Consider the following 21056-nt stretch of genomic DNA (forward strand, 5'->3'; position numbering starts at 1 on the left):
CCCCATCCCTTCTCCGTCCCAAGGAGCCCTCTCATGAACATCACCGTCGACGAGGCGAAGTGCTGCGGTGCCGGCCAGTGCGTCCTGGTGGCCCCGGAGGTCTTCGACCAGCGCGACGAGGACGGCATCGTCGTCCTGCTCAACGCCACGCCGGAGCCCGGCCAGCACGCCGCCGTCCGTGACGCCGCCACCATCTGCCCGGCCGCGGCCATCCAGGTCCACGAATGAGCCCCGCCCGTCCCCGCATCGCCGTCATCGGCGCGTCGGCGGCCGGGCTCGCCGCGGCCGAAGGGCTGCGCCGCCTGGGCTGGGACGGCGCGATCACCCTCGTCGGCGACGAGCCGCACCCGCCGTACGACCGGCCGCCGCTGTCCAAGCAGGTGCTGTCCGGCGCCTGGCCGCCCGAGCGCACCGCGCTGCGCGACGCCGGCCAGCTCGCCGCCCTCGGCCTCGATGTGCGGCTGGGCACCCGGGCCGTCGCCTGCGACCCGGCGCGGCGCGAGGTCACGCTGGACGACGGCGAGCACACCGTCCTGGAGTGCGCGGGCGTCATCGTCGCCACCGGCGTGCGCGCCCGCACCCTGCCCGGCACCGAGGGCGTCGAGGGCGTGCATGTGCTGCGCACCCTCCCCGACGCCCTCGCCCTGCGGCGGCGGCTGGCCGAGCCGGGCCGGCGGCTGGCGGTCGTGGGCAGCGGTGTGCTCGGCGCCGAGGCCGCCGCCGTGGCCCGCGGGCTCGGGCACCGGGTGGCGCTCATCGGCACCCAGGACACCCCCATGGAGCGCGTCCTGGGCCGCGAGGTCGGCGAACTGCTCGGCGAGGTCCACCGCGACCACGGCGTCACCCTGTACCCGGGCCGCACGGTCACCGCGATCGCCGCCGGCGGCGGCCGGGCGAGGGGAGTGGAACTCGCCGACGGCACCCTCGTGGAGGCCGACGACGTCCTGGTCGCCATCGGCTCCGAACCGGCCGTCGGCTGGCTGCGCGGCCCCGCCGCCGAGGCCGCCGGCCTGGACCTGTCCGACGGACTGGGCTGCGACCGCCACTGCGCCGCCGCACCGGGCCTCTACGGCGCCGGCGACGTCGCCCGCTGGTACCACCCCGGGCTGGAACGGCGCATCCGGATCGAGCACCGGATGAACGCGGGAGAGCAGGGACTGGCCGCCGCCCGCAACCTCCTCGCCGAACTGGACGGCGAACGCTTCGGGCAGCGCCGCCCGTTCGAGCCGGTCCCGTACTTCTGGTCCGACCAGTACGACCTGAAGCTGCACGCCTACGGCGTCCTCGCCGGCGCCCGGCGGACCGAGGTGCTGCGCCTGGGCAAGGACCCGCTGCGCCTGGCCGCGCTGTACGGCGGTCCGGACCGCGTCACCGGCGTCCTCGGCATCGGCCTGACGCCCCGACAGGCCCGCAGTCTGCGGCCGCTGGCCGCCGCGTCCGGCACCTGGGAGGAGGCCGCCGCGCGGCTCGCGGAGACGCTCGCCCCCTGAGGCCCGGCTGCCGCCCTCCGCCACGGCCCCGGCCGCCCCGAAGGACCAGGGCGCCCGGGGCCGCCCCGTCGGCCCGCCGCCTCCCCGGTCCGCTCAGCGGCCGGCCGTGCGCTCACCGGGTTCCCGGCCGCGTTCAGGGGTGGCTGTCGGCGCGGGTCTCCAGGAGGAGGACGGTGGCGTCGTCGGAGAGGTGTCCGTGGTGGTAGTCCAGCACGCCGTGGATGAGGCGGCGCAGGACCTCGGCGAGGGGCAGGCCGGTGTGCGCGTGGTGGACGAGGAAGTCCACGAGGCGTGCCAGCCCGAACTCGGTGTCGTCGCGGGGGTGCCGGGCCTCGGTGATGCCGTCGGTGTAGAGCAGGACGCGGTCCCCGAGGCGCAGCTGTTCGCGGCAGACGGTGGCGGGCAGGCCCAGGTCGGTGCCGAGGGGGTGGCTGGGCGGGCAGTGCAGGGTGCTGTACCAGGCGTTGTCGCGGATGACCACGGGCGGGTGGTGGCCGTGGTTGGTCCAGGACAGCTCATTGGTGGACAGGTCCAGTTCGGCCAGGATCGCGGTGAGATAGCGGCTCTTGTCGAAGGGGTGCTCGATGAGGGTCTTCTCGATGGCCGCGCCCAGGTCGGGCAGCGCGACGTTCTGGCGGCGGTGGTTGCGGCAGGCGGCGGCGGCGAGGTTGGCCGTCAGCCCGGCGGCGACATCGTGGCCCATGGCGTCGAAGAGGCCCAGATGGACGATGTCGGCGGCGATGCCGTAGTCGAAGGTGTCTCCGGCGATCTGATAGGCCGGTTCCATCACGGCGCTGAGGGAGACGCCGTGGTTGGAGAAGGTCAGCGGTGGCAGCAGGTGCCACTGCATCTCGGCCGCCACGTTCATCGGCCGGTTGCGTACCAGCCGGGCGTAGGAGTCGCTCTGCTCGCGCGCGCTGACCACCAGCAGCGTCACCAGCTGCGCGAGCCGTTCCAGGTCCTTGATCCGGTGCGGGCCGCCGAGGTCCAGGTCGGCTCCCAGGGCGCCGATGCGTTCGGTGCCGTCCAGCAGCGGGACCCACCACCGCCGGCTCCCGCTCGCGCCGGCCGCGGGGGCACGGTCCGGGACGGGTCTGAGGTACTGATAGGCCCGGCCCGCGTCGGCGTCGTCGATCAGCAGTGTGGCGCCGGCGCGATCCGCCGGCTGCCCGGCGTCCAGGCCGACCCCGGTCAGTAGGTGGAGGGTGTCCTGCTGCAGGTCGGCCAGGTAGATCTCCGTGTTCCGCATCCCGGCGCGGGCGGCGCACCGACCGACCTTGCCGGGCAGCTGCTCAAGGGTGAGGACGTGGCTGGCGTCCAGCAGGCTGTCGACCAGCGTCAGGCGGTCCTGGTTGTCCACGCGCATGATTCACCTCGCGGCGCGATCCGCACCTCCAGTGTCGCACGCGTGGGTGCGATGTCCGGTTCTCCCGGGGATCCCGGTTCCCCCTTGAGCGGCCCCAGGCGTACGCGCTGTCGCGGAGCCTCTCGGAGGGTGACCGGGGGGTGTGTTTCGGACCGGGATTATCGATTTCCGGACGGAAGAGGAGCTATGCCTTCCGAACGACTCGGAAGTTGATCGAAAATGTGCGAGAAAGGTGAGGCGCGATCTCTTACGTGGTGCGGCTGAGAACCCCGCTCACGTTCAGTACCTCGTGACATCCCCGGGCCTGGCGGCCATTGGCCGGTGTGCCGGGCTTCTCGCAGGTCACTTCGACGGTCACCTTGTCGTTCTCGGGGATCTTGATGGGGGTCACCCAGTGGTAGTCCTGGTTGCGGAAGGTTTCCAGCGCGATGGTGGTGATCTTGCGGTCCCCGAAGGAGATGGTCAACAGTCCCTCGTCGCCCTGGAAGTTGGCGACGACGATGTCCGTCACCTGGAACACGCTGTTCTCGGGCACCGGATAGGTGCCGGTCCCGGTCTGCCCGGTGGGCGTCTCCAGGTCGATGGTCGCCGAACTCTGCTGGCCGGTACGGGTCGCGCCGCCCGGACCGTCGGCCGTGCCGCCCGCGCCGTCGGCCGTGCCGCCCGTGGCCGGTCCCTGCGCCGTGCCGGGGCCCGCGCCGGTCTCCTGCCCGCCGGCCCCGGTGCCGGCGCCGGAGCCGCTGCCGGTGCCCGGAGCCTGCCCGGCGGCGTCCCCCTCGGCGGGCGTGGGCCGGGGCTGGACGGCCTCGGTGGCGGCCTCCTCGGCGGCGCTGCGCACGGCGGGGCGCACCAGGGTGAACCAGGCGATCAGCAGCGCGATCAGCGCGGCCAGCACGATGAGCAGCCACCGCGGGAAGACCGGGATCTGGACGAACTCCGCGTCGAGCGGCGTCCGGACGGCGGCCGGGTCCCGCGGTGTCTCCTCCGGGTCCTCGGTCCGCTCGGCGGCGTCCACGGTGAAGGGCCACACCACCGGGGCGCCGAACCACACCGGCGCGCCCCGGTGGACGCGCAGCCCGGCCTCCGCCGACTCTCCCGGCTCCAGGGCCCGCTCCGCCGGGGTGAAGGCGAACCGGAGTTCGTCGCCGGCCTGGCCGGGGGTGAAGCCCACCCGCACCGGCGTGTTCCCCTGGTTGCGGACCGCCAGCCGGTAGCGGCCGCGAAGCCAGCCGCGCCGGCGGCGGGGGGCCAGCTCGGCGTGCAGCTCGTGGAACGCCTCCACCGTCACGGTGGTTTCGAGGACGCGTACGGACTCGGGGTGCTCCGCCGGCAGGACGCGCACCCCGAGGGCCACCTCACCGGCCCGGATCTCCGGGGAACGGGGCGGCCGCAGACGGATCGTCACCGTTTCGGAGGTGCCCGGGTACAAGGAGACCCGCGGCGGTTCCACGACGGCCCAGGAAGCGCAGTCCCCGACGACCTCCAGGGCGTACGCCTCGACGATGTCGCTGTCGTTGCGGACCGTCACCGTGGTCGTGGCCGTGTCGCCGGGCGCCACCGTGACGGCCGGGATGTCGAGGCCGGGCGCACCGGCGCCGGAAGAGGCTGCAGAAGGCGTCACACCGTCACGCTAGGGCCGTACCTCGGGGCTCAACGAGGAGCGCGAGGGCAATATCCGGGCAGTCGAGATGCCCGGGAAGTCATGTCCAACCTCATGGAGGGGCCCGGCAGTTGACGGATTCGCCGCCTCGCGCGTGCCGCGCGCGGGCGGGCGCGCCGTCCCTGCGCGACCCCGGAGATCACGAGACAGGTAACTCCCCATGACCGCCCCAGAAGAAGCGACCCGGGCCATGTCCCTCCCCCCGTCCCCGGCGCCCGCCCCGGCCCGCACCACGCGGTGGACGCCCCGCAACGGCCGTCCGGACCGGGTGACCGTGGCCGTCCACGCCGCCGACGAGATCCTGCGGGTGGGTGTCGTCCAGCAGTTGCGCCCGTGTCCGGAGGTGGAACTGCTCGACGACGCCGACGCGGAGCGGGCCCAGGTGTCGCTGGTGGTGGTCGACAGTGTCGACGACGACGTCGCGGCCCTGCTGCACCGGCTGCGGCGCAACACCGCCACCCGTACGGGGCTCGTGGTGGGCACCCTCGGGTCCAACGCGTTGCAGCGCGTCATCGAATGCGGCGTGGCGGCGGTGCTGCGGCGCGGCGAGGCCGATCAGGACCGGCTCCTGCATCTGGTCCTGGCGATGGCCAACGGCGAGGGGGTGCTCCCCGGTGACCTGCTCGGCAAGCTCCTCACGCACGTGGGCAGCCTTCAGCGCTCCACGCTCGACACGCGAGGGCTGTCGCTGTCCACGCTGACCACCCGGGAGGCGGAGATGCTGCGCCTGGTGTCGGAGGGTCTGGACACGGCGGAGATCGCCCGCAAGACCTCGTACTCCGAACGGACCGTCAAGAACGTGCTGCACGAGATCATCACGCGGCTGCACCTGCGCAACCGGGCCCACGCGGTCGGTTACGCGCTGCGCAACGACCTGATCTGAGGGCGGCGGGGTCCGCGGACCCGGAACGGCGGACCCCGCCGCCGTACACGCCGGCGGGGGACCCGGTGCTGCCCGAACGCGCACCCCACGCTTCCCCCAGGTGCGGCCCCGCGGCCCTCCCGCCCCGCGTGCGGGGAGTGCAGAGTGGCGGGGGCATGTCCAGATGCCGCACCACACTGCGAGGGGAACCGTGATGGGAACCGCTGGCCCCGGCGGGCGGCGCCGCCTGGGGAGACTCGCCACGTCGCTGCTGCTGCTGATCCCGCTGCTCGGGGTGACGGCGGCCTCCGGCCGCGGCGACCCCGGGCCCCAGCCGTCGGCCGCCGACGTCACGCAGACCCGTATCGCCTACGCGGGCACCCGGCACCGCAGCCTCGGGAAGGTGGCCACGACCACCTCCAGCACGCCGCTGTTCGGCAAGGGCCCGGCCCACTACGACGTCCAGCCCTCCGCCCTCGGCGACGCGCTGGTCTTCGCCAGCCGCCGCGACGGGAAGAAGCCGCAGGTCTACCTGCGGTCCGCCGACGGGACCGTGCGCCGCCTCACCGACGGCCGGGACGCGGCGCACCCCCGGCTGACACCGGACGGCCGGGCCGTGGTGTTCGACTCGGCCGAGCCGGGCGGCCCCAGCGGCGGGACCCAGCGCGACCTGTGGATGGTGAGCACCGACGGCACCGACGGCACCGGCGCCTTGACCCGGCTCACCCACACCGCCGCGAACGAGGAGAGCCCGACCGTCTCGCCCGACGGGCTGCGGCTGGCCTACTCCGGCGACGGCGACCCGGCGGCCGGAGCGCAGATCTACGTACGGCCGCTGGCCGTCGGCGGCATCGCCACCCGGATCACCGATCCCGCCAACGGCACGGCCACCCAGCCGGTGTGGAACCCGGTCGGCGACCGCGCGCACGCGGACCGCATCGCGTACACCGCCACCAAGGAGACGACCGGGCCGCGGCTGCGGGTGACGGACGGAAGGACCGACCGGCCGCTGCTCGCGGGCGAACAGGCACAGTGGCGCACCCACGGGGCAGCCTGGCTGCCCGACGGGGACGGGGTGCTGTTCCTCAGCCCGAACCGCACCTGCGAGTGCGAGGGCGACTGGGACCATGTGTTCCGGGTGCCGGCGCACTCGGAGCAGACGCCCGCGCTGGTGCTCAGCGAGGACCGGGAGGTCCTCTCGCCCACCTGGCTCGGCCCGCTCGACGGCGGCGGCGCGGTGGTGGAGCGCACCTCGGCGCCGGGGCCGAACGTGGTGACCCTCCAGGACGTCCGCGGTGACGGGGCCGACCCCCGGGACCTGGGGCTGACGATCCTCAAGGAGGATCCGGCGGCCGACACCAACATCGATCGCGCCCGGGATCCGCTGTTCCAGCCCGCGGCCGGTTACGACCCGTGGACCGAGCGGCAGAGCTACACACCCGACGGACGCCGGATCGTGGTGACCCGCTTCGAGGACACGCCCGACGGGAGGATCGAGCGGATCTGGCTGGCGGACGCCGACGGCACCAAGCCCGCGCCCCTGCCGCTGGCCGGACGCGGCGCGAGGGACTGGGACACCGACCCGGCGTTCTCCCCGGACGGCAGGTACCTCGCGTTCACCCGGACCTCGCCGGGCGCCCCGGGCGAGGCCGCCCGGACCAGCCGCATCCTCGTCGCGGACGTGGCGACCGGCGAGATCCGCGACGAGATCACCCCGCCGTACGGGGAGCTCCGGGGCGGCGACGCCCAGCCCGCCTGGTCTCCCGACGGCACCACCCTGGCCTTCACCCGCAACGAGGTGATCAACGGCAACGGCGGCAACAAGCACATCTGGACCGTGCCCGTGAACGACCTGAGCGCACAGCGCGACCTGAGTGCCACCGTCTGCCCGGGCGCCTGCGACGTCATCGACGACAGCCCGGCGTTCTCCCCGGACGGGCGCGGCATCGCCTTCAACCGCAAGAGCGGCGGCGGCCGGACCGACGAACGCAACGGCATCCTCCTGACGTCGCCGTCGGGCGGCGCCTGCCGGGTGCTGCTGCCCGCCGCCGCCCGCGACCGGGCCGGCGCCTGCCGCCGGGAGCTGCCGGACGTCTCGGTCACCGGCCCGCACCAGCCCCGCGACGCGGCCTGGACGGCCGACGGCAGCGGCATGGTCGTCAGCTTCCGCACCGGCCTCGCCGTCAACAGCCCCGAGAAGCTGCATCTGCTGGACATCGCCTCCGGCGGCCTCACCCCGCTCACCCTCGATCTGCCGGGCCGGCAGAAGGAACCCGCCGTCCAGCAGTCCGTGGACCTCGCCGTCCAGGCGCCCGCCACCGTCCCCGAGGTCCCCGTCGGCTCCTCCGCCACGGTCCGCGTCGACGTGGTGAACAACGGCCCCGCCGCCTCACCCGGTACCCGGCTCACCGTCACGCCGCCGACCGGTGTCGAGGTCACGGGCATGACCTGGCCCGGCGGCAGGTGCGATGCCGCCTTCCTCCAGTGCGTCGTCGGCGTGGTGCCGCCCGGCACCACCGTGCCCGTCGACGTCAGCCTCACCGGGCTCACCGCCGGCGACGCCCCGCTCGACTGGTCGGTCACCGGGACCGTCCTGGACCCGCGCCCCGGTGACAACGCCGGCCGGACCGTCATCCCGGTACGCGAGGTCACCCCGCCGCCGACCTCGGCACCCCCGGCCTCCGAACCCCCGACCTCCGCACCCCCGACGTCCAGGCCCCCGACCTCGGCACCCCCCGACCCCGGGCCGCCGGTCACCAGGCCGCCCGCCACCCTCACGCCGCCCGCCGCGGAACCGGAGCCGGAGGAGCCCGAGGCCGGTCCCGGGGTGCGGATCACCGCCCGGCCCAACCCCGGCTACGTCGGCGGACGCGTCGTGGTGACGTACACCGTCAGCAACGGCCGCGACGCGCTGGCCACCGGGCTGCGGCTGCGCGTCGGCCTGCCCGCGGGCATCCCGGCCGGTGGGCTGCCGCCCGGCTGCGACAGCTCCCGGGTATGCGCGCTGCCGGACCTGGCGCCCGGTGAGAGCACCGTCGTCCAGGTCGTCCTGCGCCCCCGCAAGGCGCTGACCGCTGACGTCACCGCGAACCTCACCACCAGCGGCACCGACGCCGACCGCGGCGACAACACCGCCCGGCAGCGGCTGCGCGTCCTCCAGCCGCGCATCGTCGCGGTCCCGGACATCGGCAAGCCCGGCTTCGTCACCTCGGTGCGCGGCGAGGACTTCCCGCCCGGGGTGCCGGTCCGGTTCGCCTGGAAGCCGGGGATCACCGCGTCGGCGGCGCCCACCCGGCCCAAGGCGGACGGCACCTTCATCGGCCAGCTGCTCATCCTCGCCAAGGACCAGACCGGACCGCGCACCATCACCGCGAGCGGACCGGGGTTCTCGCCGGTGAAGACCGACTTCCTGGTGGTCAGCGGCACCGTGCAGCCGCCCGACGAGGTGATCCGCCGGTGATCCACGAGGTCGACGAAGGGCTGCGGCGCCTGCTCGCCGAGTCCGGTCTCGAGGCGTCCGGCGTCGAGGTGGTCTTCGACGCCCCCACCCGGGACTGGGCGGCGCGCCGCAACGCCCCGACGGTCTGCGCCTTCCTGTACGACATCCGGGAGGACACCGCGCGGCGCGGCAGCGGCCACGAGGAGGTCCACGACGCGGACGGTTTCGTCGTGGCGCGGCGCACCCCGCCGCGCTGGTACGAGCTGACCTATCTCGTCACGGCCTGGGCCGGGCGCCCGCAGGACGAACACCGGCTGCTCTCACAGGTGCTCGCCTGCCTCGCGGCCACCGACAGGCTGCCTCCGCGGCTGCTCACGGGCTCGCTCGCCGACCTCGGCCTGACGGTGGCACTGGACACCGCCCAGGCCGGAGCCGACGCCCCCGCCGCCGCCGACGTGTGGCCGGCACTCGGCGGGGAGCTGAAGGCGTCGCTGGGCGTCCGGGTGCGGGCGCCGCTCGCCGGGGCGACCACGCCCGTCGGACCGCCGGTCACCGAAGGGCTGGTCGTGCGGTCCGCCGACCGGGGAGAGGAAGGGCGCCCGGCCGCCCGGGACGACGGCGCGGAGGCCCCGCCGGGGCGCCGGCTGCGCTACCGGGAGACCGGCGAGGCCGGTACGGAGGGTTTCGCGGGTCCGCGTGACCGGCCGACCGCGCCCGCCCGGCGCCGCCGCAGGGGAGACCGCCAGCCGTGATCCGGACCACCGAACCCGCCGTGACCAGCCAGGCCGCCGAACCGGCCCCGACCGCCGAGGCCGCCGAACCGGCCCCGACCGCCGAGGCCGCCGAACCGGCCGTGTCCCAGGCCACCGCATCCGCCGTGACGTCCCGGCCGCACGGCCGCTCCGGCGCCGACGGCCTCGCCCCGGGAGCGCACCCCCTGTGGACGCGGCTGCGCGCGGTCGAGGAGCGGGTGCGGCAGGCGGTGGCGGCCCGGCGTGCCGCCGACCCCGATCCCGACGACCCCTACCGCGGCCAGTACCTCACGCCCGAGGCGGCGGCCCGCATCCTGGCCGAACCGGGCGGCCTCGACGCACCCGCGCCCGAACCGTGGCACCCGCCCGCCGGCTCCGACCTGGGCGAGCTCGCCCTGCGGTTCGGCCTGTCCCCGCTCGACCTGGACCTGCTCCTGGTCGCGGTGGCGCCCGACCTGGACGCCCGGTTCGAGCGGCTGTACGGGTACCTCAACGACGACCTCACCCGCCGCCGGCCCACGGTCGGCCTCGCCCTGGAACTGTGCGGACTGGCCGGGGCGGCACCCGCCCGCTTCCGGCTCGCCCCCGGGGCGCCGCTGGTCGCGGGCGGTCTGCTGGAGGTCACCGAGCCGGAACGGCCGCCGCTGTCGCGCGTCCTGGTGGTCCCCGACCGGGTCACCGGCCTCCTCCTGGGAAGCGACCTGCCCGACGCCCGGCTCCACGGGGTGCTCGGCGAGGCCCACGAGGACCCGACGGCCGTGCCCGCCGAGGTGGCCCGGACCGCGGCCGCGGCCGGCACCGGGTCCGGCCTCGTCCACCTGCGCGGCCACGGCGGCGACGCCGCGGGCCTGGCCGTCGCGGCCCTGCGCGCGGCCGGGCTGCGTCCCCTGGTGCTGGACGCGCTCGCGCTCGCCCACCGCTGCGGTGACCTGCCGGAGGTGGCCCGGGTGACCGCGCTCGAAGCCCGCCTGACCGGTGCCGGGGTCGTGCTCGGCCCCCTGGAGGCGCTGCCCGCGGAACCCGCCGAGCGGGCCCGCGCGCTGGGCACCCTGTGCGCGGCGCTGCGCGGAATCCCGCTGCTGACGCACGGCTGCGTCGGCTGGGACCCGGCGTGGGCGGCGGACGCGCCCGTCGTCCTGACCGTGGCCGCGCCCTCCTTCGAGCGGCAGGCCGAGCGCTGGCGGCACGCCCTGCGCGCGGCCCGCGGCGATGGCGGCCCGGCGGCGGGCGAGGGCCCGCCGACCGGTGACGGGTTCGCGGCCGGGGACGCCGAGGAGCTCGCCCGGGCGGTGGCCGCGCACCGACTGGACGCGCGGCAACTGCGCCGCGCCGCCGACGCGGCCGTCCGCACGGCCGCCGTCGCGGGGCGCCCGGTGGCACCCGACGATGTGCGGGCCGCCGTGCGCGCGCAGAACGGCGCCGGACTCGACCGGCTCGCCCGCCGGGTGGAGCCCGCGGTGGGCTGGGACGACCTGGTGCTCCCGCCCGCCACGCACCGGCGGCTGCGGGAACTCGCGCTGCGCGCCCGCCACCGCGAGCAGGTGCTCGGCCGGTGGGGCATGCGGCCCGGCGGCGGCCGGGGGCGGGGTGTGATCGCGTTGTTCGCGGGCGAGTCGGGCACCGGCAAGACCATGTCCGCCGAGGTCGTCGCGGCCGACCTGGGCATGGACCTGTACGTGGTGGACCTGTCCACGGTCGTCGACAAGTACGTCGGGGAGACCGAGAAGAACCTGGAGCGGATCTTCACCGAGGCGTCCGCGGTCAACGCCGTACTGCTCTTCGACGAGGCCGACGCGATCTTCGGCAAGCGGTCCGAGGTGCGGGACGCGCGCGACCGGCACGCCAACGTCGAGTCGGCCTACCTGCTCCAGCGCATGGAGTCGTTCGACGGGATCGCGGTGCTCACCACCAACCTGCGGGCCAACCTCGACGAGGCGTTCACCCGGCGCCTCGACGTGGTCGCGGACTTCCCCGTCCCCGACCGCGAGCAGCGCCTCGCCCTGTGGGAGCGCTGCCTGGGCGACCGGATGCCCCGCGCCGGCGACCTGGACCTGGGCTTCTGCGCCGACCGCTTCGAACTGGCCGGCGGTTCGATCCGGGCCTGCGCGGTGACCGCGGCCTATCTCGCGGCCGAGTCCGGCGGGCCGCTGACCATGCGGCAGCTGGTGACGGCGGTGGCACAGGAGTACCGCAAGCTCGGACGGCTGGTCCTGGGCGGCGAGTTCGGACCGTATCTGGCGGACGTCGTGGACGCCTGAGGGCCCGACGGAAGAGCCCGGCGCCCGCCTCCCGTCGGCGGGCCCCGCCGGTGCGGTGCCGTCCGGACGGTCAGCGCGAGGGGGCCGGAAAAGGCAGCGGCCTTGCCCCCGGCGAGGTCCGTACGTCCCTGTCGCGCCCGGCGGCCCGCCGCGCAGACTCGGCCCGGACACAGGTGACCCGCAAGGACGCTAAGGAGCGCGAGCATGCCGACGTACCTCACCCCGGGTGTGTATGTGGAGGAGGTGCAGTCCGGTGCCCGGCCGATCGAAGGCGTGGGCACCGCGGTCGCCGCGTTCGTCGGGTTCGCCGGGGCCGGCCCGTTCCACACCCCGACACTGGTCACCAGCTGGGACCAGTACACCCAGCAGTTCGGGGGCTTCACCGAGGGCACCTACCTGGCCCACGCGGTCTACGGGTACTTCTCCAACGGCGGCGGCGCCGCCTACGTGGTGCGCGTCGGAGGGTCCGCCGAGGACGCCTCGGCGCCCGCCGCCGACGGGACCGCCCCGGGGCGGCCGGCCGGGGCGCCGCGACCGGTGGAGCTCGGCGGCTTCCTGGTCGCCGCCCGGCCCGGTGCCGTCGGGGTGTCGGTGGAGATCGCCGACGTACCCGGCGAGGACCCGCCGGAGGACCGGTTCAGGTTCCTGGTGCGCCAGGGCGGTGAGGTGGTGGAGACGTACGACGCCTCCACCCGCAAGAGCGTGAAGGGGTACCTGGTCAGCCAGGCCCGCAACTCCAAGCTGGTCGAGGTCACCGAGCGGCGCGACGCTCCCCAGGCCAGGCCCGCCGCCCAGACGGTGGCGCTGCCCGACGCCCCGGCCGCACCCGGCCCGGTGGCCCGCCTCGACCCCGCCGAGTACGTCGGCGACGCCGCGGCCCGCACCGGGTTCGGCGGCCTGGAGACCATCGACGAGATCACCATGGTCGCGGTGCCGGACCTGATGAGCGCCTACCAGCGCGGCGACATCGACGCCGAGGGCGTGCGCACCGTACAGCTCGCCGTGATCGCGCACTGCGAGCAGATGGGCGACCGGGTGGCCGTCCTGGACACCCCGCCCGGCCTGACCGCCCAGCAGGTGCGCACCTGGCGCAACGACGAGGCGGGCTACGACTCCCGGTACGCCACCCTCTACTACCCCTGGGTGCGGGTCTTCGACCCGGCCGCCGGACGCAACACCACCGTCCCGCCGAGCGGCCACATCGCCGGCGTGTGGGCGCGCAGCGACGCCGAGCGCGGCGTGCACAAGGCGCCCGCCAACGAGGTGATCCGCGGCGCCGTGGACCTGGAGATCCGGCTCAGCAAGGGCGAGCAGGACCTGCTCAACCCCATCGGCGTGAACTGCGTACGGGCCTTCCCCGGCCGCGGTGTCCGCGTGTGGGGGGCGCGCACCCTGTCCTCCGACCCGGCCTGGCGCTACCTGAACGTGCGCCGCCTGTTCAACTACCTGGAGGAGTCGATCCTCCTGGGCACCCAGTGGGTGGTCTTCGAGCCGAACGACGACCGGCTGTGGTCGAGCATCCGGCGCAACGTCACCGCGTTCCTCACCGAGGAGTGGCGCCGGGGAGCCCTGTTCGGCCGCACGGCCGAGGAGGCGTTCTACGTCAAGTGCGACCGTGACAACAACCCGCAGACCTCCATCGACCAGGGCCGGGTCGTCTGCGAGATCGGCGTCGCGCCGGTCAAGCCCGCGGAGTTCGTGGTGTTCCGGCTGGCCCAGTTCTCCGACAGCACCAGCCTCATCGACGAGTGACCCGCGGGTCCGCAAGGAAAGGTGACAGACAGTCATGGCAGAGGGCGACGCTCTTTCCACCCACGTCTTCGGCGTGCAGCTCGGCGGCTACCTGGTCGAGTCGATCCAGGAGATCAGCGGGCTGACCGTCGAGGAGGAGGTCGTCGAGGTCCGCCAGGTCAGCGCGACGGGCAAGCAGATCATCCGCAAGCAGCCCGGCGCCCGGCAGGCCGGTGAGATCACGATCACCCGGGGACTCGACCAGAGCAGCGAGTTCACGAACTGGATCAAGGAGACCCTCAACAAGGGGGCCGTGAACTCCGCGCGGCAGAACCTCACCATCGAGATCAAGGACTCCGAGGGCACCACGGTCCGCCGCATCCAGCTGATGCAGGGCTGGGCCTCCAAGTGGGAGGGCCCCTCGCTGAAGGCGGGCGAGTCCGCCGCGGCCACCGAGACCGTCACCATCGTGTTCGAGGAGATCATCGTCGAATGAGGCGCCGTACGGTGACGGCGGGCAATCTGGAGGAGATCCTCCAGTTGACGAAGCCCGCCCCGCAGACGGAGCAGGAGGCGGCGGCCCCCGCGGCCCCGCCGCCGCCCCGGGAGGAGCACGGCCTGCGCACCGAGTTCGAGTTCGAGCTGCCGCGCGGGTACGTCGACGAGGCGGGCGTGCTGCACCGCGACGGCGCGATGCGCCTGGCCACCGCCCGCGACGAACTGCGGCCCCAGATCGATCTGCGGGTCAAGGAGAACCCGGCGTACCTGAGCGTGGTGCTGCTGAGCCAGGTGATCACCCGGATCGGCACCATCACCGACGTGCACGCCGGGATCGTGGAGCGGATGTACGCCACCGACGTGGCCTTCCTCCAGGACTTCTACCGTCGCGTCAACAGCGAGGGGCACACCCGCGCGGCGGTGACCTGTCCCCATTGCGAGGGCGGCTTCGAGGTCGACCTCTCGGGTGGGCGCCTGGGGGAATCGTGACGTACGCCCTTCCCCGGCTCCGGGAGGAGATCGCGTACATCGCCTATCACTTCCACTGGCAGCGCGAGGAGATCCTCGGCCTCACCCACGGCGAACGCCGGGAGTGGGTGGCCGAGATCGCCCGCATCAACACCCGTATCAACGAGAGCGGTTGAGCACATGGCATGGCGGGACAGGCTGCGCCGCCGGGCCGCCGGAGCGGGCGGCCCGTCCGGCTTCGGGGCCGGACGCCGGGACAGGGGAGCCCCCGGTGCCCGGGGCCCCGCCCTGCCCGGTTCCGCGTCGCCGTCCGGGCCGGATTCCTCCCGATCCGGTTCCTCCGGGGCCGGTTCCTCCGGGGCCGGTGTTCCGGCGTCCGGTCCCTCCGCTCCCTCTGCGCCGGTCCCCTCGGTGCCCGGTGACTGGGACGGCGGGTGGCGGCGCACCACGGCGCCGGAACTCACCGTCTCCCGTGCGCCGTTGGCGGTCAGCGACGGGCTGGCCTTCCGGGCCGGCCTGACCGCTTGGCAGAACCCGTCCTTCGGCACCGGCATGGGGCACGCCCTGCTGCCCACGGCTCCGACGGGCGTGGTGCGCGGCGTCGTCGGTCCGGCCACGCCCCGCACCATCGGCACGGGCGGAGGGCCGCTGCTGCTCGGCGCGCCGCGCGGGCACGGTGCGCGGGAAGCATGGCCCGCGACCGAGACCGGACAGGACGCGGACGGCGGGGACCGGCGGCTTCCGGCGGCGGCCCCGCACGGGACGCGCCGGGAAGGGCGGGCATCCGGCCCGCCCGCCCAGTCCACCCAGCCCACCCCGTCTCCTCTGTCCCGTCCGTCCGGCCCGTCCGGTGCGGGATCCGGGCGGAGGTCCGCCACGCCGGGCGCCGCCGACAGCATCGCGGCCACCGACGGTCCGGGCGGCGCGCCACGGACCCGTGGCCTGCTGTCCACCGGCTCCGCCGGAACGCCGCCCTCGGCGCCCCCCGCCGTCCAGCGCGCGGCGGGGCCCGGCGGAGGACCGGACGGGACCGCCGACCGCGGCGCCCCGCGGCCGGACGCCTCCGGCATTCCGCTGGTCCGGCGGGTGGCGGTCGTTCCCGGCCCGGGCCGGGAGGAGCCGGTGGTCCACCAGCCGGTGGTCCAGCGTGCCGCCCGGCGTGCCTCCGGCGGGCCGCACGCCGCAGAGCCACAGACGCAGGAACAGACACAGGAACAGACACAGGAACAGACACAGGCACAGGCCCCGCCGCGCACGCGGTCGACCGGGTCCGGGCCCGACCCGCGGCACACCCCCCGGCCGCAGGAGGCGCGCGCCTCCCGGCCCTCTGATGTCACCCGCCCCTCCCGCCCCTCCGACGTCTCCGGTGCCTCCGGGGAAGCGTCCGCCGCCGGTGCCGGGGCCCCCTTCCCGGCCGCCCGGGTCCGCCCGGTAGGGCGTGTGCTGACCGTCGCCCGGCACCCGGCCGGACCCGTGCGCCGGGTCCGCACTCTGCCGCCCGCCGCCGCCCCGGAACCCGCCGGCCGCGCCGACGCCCGTACCGCCGTGCCGCCACCGGCCGGAGCCGGTGGGCCGTCCACCGGCCCGGCGGAGCGCACCACCCGGAGCGCGGGAAGCCGCGCGCCCCTCGGCGCGCCGTTGAACGCCCTGCCCGCCACCGCTCTGCCCGCGGCGGACGGGTCCGCCCGCCCCTCCGCGTCCGCCCTCCGGCCGGCGTCCGGCGACTCCGCCCCTTCCGGCCCGGCGCTGCCCGTCGTCCAGCGCCACGCGCAGGACGGCGCGGGAACGCCGGGACCGCACGGCACGGGGGAGGAGCACCCGGCCCGCGGCGGCCCGGCCCCCGGCCCGGGCCGCGGCGGGGCCCGCGCCCGCGGCGGCCTCGGCGCGCCGATGCCCGCGCTGCCGCCCAGCGCCGAACTGCCGCGTTCCGCCGCGTCGGACCGCCGTGCTCCGCGTACCGCGAACGGCCCGGATGTCCAGCGTGCCCCGGCGCACCCGGACGGCGGCGCGGACGCCGCGCCGACGGCCTCCCGCCCGGACCACGGCCGGACGGCGGCGTCGCGTACCGCCCCCGGTGCGGCTCCGCCGCCGCCGACGACGTTTCCGCCTCCGGGAGGCGCGGAGAACGCTCCGCTGCTGGGCACGCGAGAGGTCCAGCGCCTGGCGGGCCCTTCCACCGAGGCCGCCTCCCCACCGGGCTCCGCCGACCCCGGGCAGGGCCCCGGCGGGCCGCTGGTGAAGCCGTCGCCGGACGGCACGGGCCGCCCCGCGTCCCGAGAGGCCACCGGAGTCTCGGCGGCGGAGGGAGGCGCGCGCGGATCCGGCCCGGCGCCCCGAGGCCCGGGCGCGCAACCGCCCCGGAGCCCCGTCGTCCAGGCCCGCCCGGTCCGCCCGGTCTCCGCGCCCCGGCCCGCATCCGGCGGCGCGGGCGGTGCGACCGGACGGACCGGAGCCGGGGCCGCCGAGGAGGCCGCCCCGACCTCGGGCGCGGCCGGTCGAGGCGCTCTCACCGTGAGCCGCGCCGCGGTGCTCCCGGTCCCGGCGGCCCCCCGCACCCTGCCCTTGCTCGCCGCGCGCCCGCTCCGGCTGGAGACCCGGGTTCCGGAAGGGGCGGCTCCGCCCGCCGCCTCCCGCCCCGGCGGCCGTCCCGTGGTGCCCGCGCGCTGGACCGGCGCACCGGCGGAGAGCGACACCCCCCGAAGGGGGGACGTGCCGTACCCGGGACCGGGGGCGCCGGGCGCGACCGCTTCCACGGCGCCCCCGGGCGGGCGGGCCGCGGCCCCGCGCCCCGGCCCGGGCGCACCGGGCCCGGGCCGCGCCGTGAGCGCGGGCTCCGACCGGGGCGTCCCGGTCGTGCGGCCCGCACCGCACCGGGGCGGGCCGCCCGGCGCCACCGTCCAGACCGCCGCCGCGCCGGCGCGGTCCCTGCCGGTGGCCGGGACGCAGACGCCGACGCCCACGACGGGCCCGGCCGCCCCCGCGGCGCCGCCGGCCCCGCCGGCTCCCGTCCCGGTGGTCCGTCCGCGTGCCGTTCCCCCGGGGCCCGGACCGGCCACGGGCGGCGGGAGAGGTCCGGACGCGCCCGTGGTGCAGCGGGCTGTCACCGGTCCCGCGACCGCCGCCGGGGCGGCGCCGCCCGCCCGGCCGCCATCCGCCTCCCCGTCGCCCGCCTCGGGTACGCCGGTCTCCGCCGCGTCGGCGGGCACGTCCGCCCCCGGCACCGCGCGCCGGGCCGGCACATCGCCGGACCCCGGCCCGGACCGGGGCGACCTGGACGACCTGGCACGCCGCCTGCTCGACCCGGTGTCCCGGCTGCTGCGCGCCGAACTGCGGCGCGACCGGGAACGCATGGGCCGTCCCCACGACCGACGCCGCTGAGGCGAGGAACAGCACGCAAAGGCACGCACAGCACGGAACGGATGACGGACCCGATGACCGACAGCATCTTCGCCACGAGCGTGTTCTTCCGGCTCGCGATCGCCGGCAACGACCTGGGCGCCTTCCACACCTGCTCCGGCATGGGCGCCGAGGTCGAGATCGAGACCTACGCCGAGGGCGGCAACAACGGCTTCACCTGGAACCTGCCGGGCCGGGTGACGTGGTCCAACATCACGCTCACCCGGCCGGTCACCGCCGACACGGCGAAGATCGGCCGCTGGCTCGACGAGACGCTGCGGCGGGTGGAACCCAAGGACGGCGAGATCGTGGCCCTCAAACCCGACCTGACCCGGATCATCAGCTGGCAGGTGTTCGGGATCGTCCCGGTGCGCTGGCAGGGACCGTCCTTCGACCCCGCCAGTTCCCAGGCCGCGGTGGAGACCCTGGAGATCGCCCACGAGGGGCTGAGACCCCTGTGACCGATCCTGTGGTCCACCGCCCCGGCCGCCGCCGCGCGACGCCCTCTCCACGCGTTCGCGGCCACCGGCACCCGGCACCCGTTCCCCTCGACCCCGCCCCCGGGCACCGGCCCGGAAAGGAGGCTCCGGTATGTCCCCAGCGGTCCGCTCCAGCCGGGCCAGGGCCCAGCTGACCCTGAAGGAGCCCCCGGCCTCGGTCGGCGCGAAACCCGGCGGCACGATCGCGCGGCTCGACCTCCAGTTCAATCCCTCCACCCTGGAACTGCGCAAGACCACCGAGTGGCGGCGCTCCCCGTCCCGGATGGCGGAGGAGTCCGCGCTGCCCGAGTTCGTCGGCAGCGGCCCGCGCACGCTGAGCCTGGAGGTGTTCCTGGACGCCACCGCGACCCACGACAACTCCGTGGAACAGGCGGTGGAGAAGCTGATGAAGGCGTGCGTGCCCACCCCGGCGAGCCTGGGCCGCAAGAAGCCGGCGAGCCCCTGGGTGCGGTTCGAATGGGGCACCGCCAGGACGACGTCGTTCGACGGCGTGCTGTCGAGCCTGTCGGTCACCTACACGCTGTTCGACGTGGACGGCAGGCCGCTGCGGGCCACCTGCGCGCTGACCATCGAGGAGGCGAGCGTCGACACGCCGGGACAGAACCCGACCTCCGGCGCGCGCACCGCCCGCAGTACGCACACCGTGGTGGCCGGCGACAGCCTGGCCCTGCTGGCCTGGCGCGAGTACGGCGACGCGACGGCCTGGCGGGTCATCGCGGAGGCGAACGACATCGACGACCCGATGGCCCTCGTACCCGGCACCGAACTGGTGGTACCGGGGCTGCGGGACGCGGGTGCCGAGGAGGAACGGTGAGTACAGCCGAGGCGCAGGGCGGCCGGTCGTTCGCGGCGGATCCGGTCGTGGAGGCCCCCGCCGAACTGCCGAAGATCTGGGCGGCGCAACTGGTGGGCTGCGTGGTCGACGAGAACGTGGGCCTGCCCGACGCGGCGGTGCTCACCTTCCGCGATCCCGACCACGAGTTCCTGCGGGCCACCGGCATCACCATCGGCACCCCGCTGCGGGTGTCGGTGGTGACCGTGTCGGGGCGGGCCCGGGAGCGGTTGTTCAACGGCGAGGTGACGGCGCTGGAGGTGGACCGGGACAGCACCGGCTCCTTCACGGTGGTGCGCGCCTACTCCAAGGCGCACCGCCTCCAGCGGGGCCGCAAGGTGGTGGCGTACCGGAACATGACGGCCGCCGCGATCGTCCGCAAGGTGGCCGCCGGGGCCGGGCTGGCCTGCGGCACCGTCGAGGCGGCGCCGGTCAGCTACCGGCAGCTCTCGCAGGCGAACGTGTCCGACTGGGACTTCCTGCAGTACCTGGCGGGCGAGAGCGGCGCGCAGGTACGCGTCGACGACCAGGGGGTGCTCCAGTTCACCCGGCCCGAGAAGGCCGCCAAAGCGCCCGCGCCCTCGACCTCCGCGGCCCGCGACCCGATGGTGCTGGAGTACGGGCGCAACCTGCTGGCGCTGCGTGCCGCGCTGTCGGCCGCGGACGGGGCCGGGTCGGTGGAGGTGCGCGGCTGGGACGTCACCACGAAGAAGCCGCTGGTGGCCCGGCAGCCGTCGGTGGTCAGCGACACGGTGGTGCCGGGGCTCGGCCCGCAGGCCGGCGTCCGGTTCGGGGCGTCGGCGAAGCTGGCCGTCACGGACACCCCGTACCGCACGCAGGCGGAGACCACGGCGGTCGCGGACGCGGTGGCCGCGCAGGTCAGCGCGGGCTTCGGGGAGCTGGAGGCGGTGGCCGAGGGCAACCCGCGGCTGCGGGCGGGCAAGCCCGTGGCGCTCGGCAACGTCGGCCCGGCGTTCTCCGGCCGCTACACGGCCACGGCGGTGCGGCACGTCCTGGAGCCGCACGGTGGCTACCGGACGACGGTGTGGGTGAGCGCCAGCCCCGACCGCTCCCTGACCGGCCTGGTGACCGGTGCCAGCGCGCCGGGCCGCGGCCCGCGCATGCCGGGCCTGGCGATCGGCGTGGTGACCGACGTACGCGAGCCGGGCGGGGCGGAACGCGGCGAGGTGCGCCTGCGGTTCCCGTGGCTGGACGACACCTACACCACCGACTGGGTCCGCACCGTGCAGTGGGGCGGCAAGGGCGGCGGGGGCGTGGTGAGCCCGGAGGTCAACGACGAGGTCCTGGTCGGCTTCGAACAGGGCCTGCTGGACAGCCCGTACGTCATCGGGGGGCTTTACAACGGCGTGGACCGGCCCTCGCCCCACGACGTCCCGCTGATCGACGCCACCAGCGGCCGGGTCAACCGCCGCTCCGTGGTATCCCGTTCCGGGCACCGGGTGGAACTCCTCGACGCGGGGGCGCCCGGCCCCTCCGGGCTGCGGCTCACGACGGGCGACGAGCGCCTCGAGGTACGCCTGGACGACCGGCGCGACCGGATCGAGCTCACGGTGTACGCCGGGCGGGGCCGCCCTCTCACCTCCGTCCTGCTCGACAGGGACGGCATCACGCTGGACGCCGGGCGCGGCGATGTGACCGTACGCGGCCGCAGGGTGGAGATCGACGCCACCGACACCGCGACGGTCGGCGGCCGGGCGGTGCGGGTCACCGGCCAGACGGAGGCCACCGTCGACGGCGGCCTGCTGGGCGTCCTCAAGGCCCGTCTCATCAGGATCAACTGAGG

General features: G+C 75.8%; 16 protein-coding genes. 14 read left to right on the forward strand and 2 right to left on the reverse strand.

Annotated features, from left to right (window positions below; all coding sequences use genetic code 11):
• The first annotated feature begins 33 nt into the window (after positions 1-33).
• On the forward strand, positions 34-228 hold the full coding sequence (locus AB0L74_RS24185; protein WP_365655998.1) for a ferredoxin: 195 nt from the start codon (positions 34-36) through the stop codon (positions 226-228).
• On the forward strand, positions 225-1490 hold the full coding sequence (locus AB0L74_RS24190) for an FAD/NAD(P)-binding oxidoreductase (RefSeq protein WP_365656001.1): 1266 nt from the start codon (positions 225-227) through the stop codon (positions 1488-1490). Before AB0L74_RS24185 ends, AB0L74_RS24190 begins: the two co-directional genes overlap by 4 nt.
• 133 nt (positions 1491-1623) lie before the next feature.
• On the opposite strand, the gene AB0L74_RS24195 is transcribed toward AB0L74_RS24190, so the two are convergent.
• Together AB0L74_RS24195 and AB0L74_RS24200 are read right to left on the reverse strand one after the other, a co-directional pair.
• A complete protein-coding gene (locus AB0L74_RS24195; protein ID WP_365656004.1) occupies positions 1624-2856 on the reverse strand; it encodes a PP2C family protein-serine/threonine phosphatase in 1233 nt (410 codons plus the stop codon).
• Between the two features lie 247 nt (positions 2857-3103).
• Positions 3104-4477, reverse strand: a complete 1374-nt coding sequence (locus tag AB0L74_RS24200; protein WP_365656007.1) for a hydrolytic protein — start codon at positions 4475-4477, stop codon at positions 3104-3106.
• 229 nt (positions 4478-4706) lie between these two features.
• Here AB0L74_RS24200 and AB0L74_RS24205 point away from each other — a divergent pair, with 229 nt between their 5' ends.
• The 12 genes from AB0L74_RS24205 to AB0L74_RS24260 all read left to right on the forward strand — a co-directional run bounded on the left by AB0L74_RS24205 (position 4707) and on the right by AB0L74_RS24260 (position 21054).
• A complete protein-coding gene (locus tag AB0L74_RS24205; RefSeq protein ID WP_365656010.1) occupies positions 4707-5399 on the forward strand; it encodes a LuxR C-terminal-related transcriptional regulator in 693 nt (230 codons plus the stop codon).
• Between the two features lie 193 nt (positions 5400-5592).
• Positions 5593-8838 (forward strand): hypothetical protein, encoded by a 3246-nt coding sequence (locus AB0L74_RS24210; RefSeq protein ID WP_365656013.1) that lies wholly within the window; start codon positions 5593-5595, stop codon positions 8836-8838.
• On the forward strand, positions 8835-9569 hold the full coding sequence (locus AB0L74_RS24215; RefSeq protein ID WP_365656015.1) for a Pvc16 family protein: 735 nt from the start codon (positions 8835-8837) through the stop codon (positions 9567-9569). Before AB0L74_RS24210 ends, AB0L74_RS24215 begins: the two co-directional genes overlap by 4 nt.
• Before the next feature lie 185 nt (positions 9570-9754).
• A complete protein-coding gene (locus tag AB0L74_RS24220; RefSeq protein WP_365656076.1) occupies positions 9755-11827 on the forward strand; it encodes an ATP-binding protein in 2073 nt (690 codons plus the stop codon).
• Positions 11828-12031: 204 nt separating this feature from the next.
• Positions 12032-13579: a phage tail sheath subtilisin-like domain-containing protein gene (locus tag AB0L74_RS24225; RefSeq protein WP_365656018.1), complete on the forward strand. Its 1548-nt coding sequence runs from the start codon at positions 12032-12034 to the stop codon at positions 13577-13579.
• A 34-nt stretch (positions 13580-13613) separates the two neighbouring features.
• Positions 13614-14054 (forward strand): phage tail protein, encoded by a 441-nt coding sequence (locus tag AB0L74_RS24230; protein ID WP_365656021.1) that lies wholly within the window; start codon positions 13614-13616, stop codon positions 14052-14054.
• Complete coding sequence (locus AB0L74_RS24235) at positions 14051-14545, forward strand: hypothetical protein (protein ID WP_365656023.1); 495 nt, start codon at positions 14051-14053, stop codon at positions 14543-14545. The genes AB0L74_RS24230 and AB0L74_RS24235 overlap by 4 nt, the downstream gene beginning before the upstream one ends.
• The gene (locus tag AB0L74_RS24240) at positions 14542-14700 is read left to right on the forward strand and encodes a DUF6760 family protein (RefSeq protein WP_365656026.1); all 159 of its coding nucleotides are present in this window, start codon (positions 14542-14544) and stop codon (positions 14698-14700) included. Before AB0L74_RS24235 ends, AB0L74_RS24240 begins: the two co-directional genes overlap by 4 nt.
• Before the next feature lie 2908 nt (positions 14701-17608).
• Entirely contained in the window at positions 17609-17902 is a 294-nt protein-coding gene (locus tag AB0L74_RS24245) for a hypothetical protein (RefSeq protein WP_365656029.1), read from the forward strand.
• A 53-nt stretch (positions 17903-17955) separates the two neighbouring features.
• Positions 17956-18381, forward strand: coding sequence for a phage tail protein (locus AB0L74_RS24250; protein ID WP_365656032.1), 426 nt, complete (start codon positions 17956-17958; stop codon positions 18379-18381).
• A gap of 130 nt (positions 18382-18511) precedes the next feature.
• Positions 18512-19234, forward strand: coding sequence for a LysM peptidoglycan-binding domain-containing protein (locus AB0L74_RS24255; RefSeq protein WP_365656035.1), 723 nt, complete (start codon positions 18512-18514; stop codon positions 19232-19234).
• Entirely contained in the window at positions 19231-21054 is a 1824-nt protein-coding gene (locus tag AB0L74_RS24260; RefSeq protein WP_365656038.1) for a VgrG-related protein, read from the forward strand. Before AB0L74_RS24255 ends, AB0L74_RS24260 begins: the two co-directional genes overlap by 4 nt.
• Positions 21055-21056 lie beyond the last annotated feature (2 nt).

Source organism: Streptomyces sp. NPDC052020 (genome assembly GCF_040680575.1).
Classification (GTDB): Bacteria; Actinomycetota; Actinomycetes; order Streptomycetales; family Streptomycetaceae; genus Streptomyces.

What these genes read in the sequence shown, in the direction of transcription:
- AB0L74_RS24185 (WP_365655998.1), top strand. Translation starts at nt 34, where the DNA reads ATGAACATCACCGTCGACGAGGCGAAGTGCTGCGGTGCCGGCCAGTGC.
- AB0L74_RS24190 (WP_365656001.1), top strand. Translation starts at nt 225, where the DNA reads ATGAGCCCCGCCCGTCCCCGCATCGCCGTCATCGGCGCGTCGGCGGCC.
- AB0L74_RS24195 (WP_365656004.1), bottom strand. Translation starts at nt 2,856, where the DNA reads ATGCGCGTGGACAACCAGGACCGCCTGACGCTGGTCGACAGCCTGCTG.
- AB0L74_RS24205 (WP_365656010.1), top strand. Translation starts at nt 4,707, where the DNA reads ATGTCCCTCCCCCCGTCCCCGGCGCCCGCCCCGGCCCGCACCACGCGG.
- AB0L74_RS24210 (WP_365656013.1), top strand. Translation starts at nt 5,593, where the DNA reads ATGGGAACCGCTGGCCCCGGCGGGCGGCGCCGCCTGGGGAGACTCGCC.
- AB0L74_RS24225 (WP_365656018.1), top strand. Translation starts at nt 12,032, where the DNA reads ATGCCGACGTACCTCACCCCGGGTGTGTATGTGGAGGAGGTGCAGTCC.
- AB0L74_RS24230 (WP_365656021.1), top strand. Translation starts at nt 13,614, where the DNA reads ATGGCAGAGGGCGACGCTCTTTCCACCCACGTCTTCGGCGTGCAGCTC.
- AB0L74_RS24235 (WP_365656023.1), top strand. Translation starts at nt 14,051, where the DNA reads ATGAGGCGCCGTACGGTGACGGCGGGCAATCTGGAGGAGATCCTCCAG.
- AB0L74_RS24250 (WP_365656032.1), top strand. Translation starts at nt 17,956, where the DNA reads ATGACCGACAGCATCTTCGCCACGAGCGTGTTCTTCCGGCTCGCGATC.
- AB0L74_RS24255 (WP_365656035.1), top strand. Translation starts at nt 18,512, where the DNA reads ATGTCCCCAGCGGTCCGCTCCAGCCGGGCCAGGGCCCAGCTGACCCTG.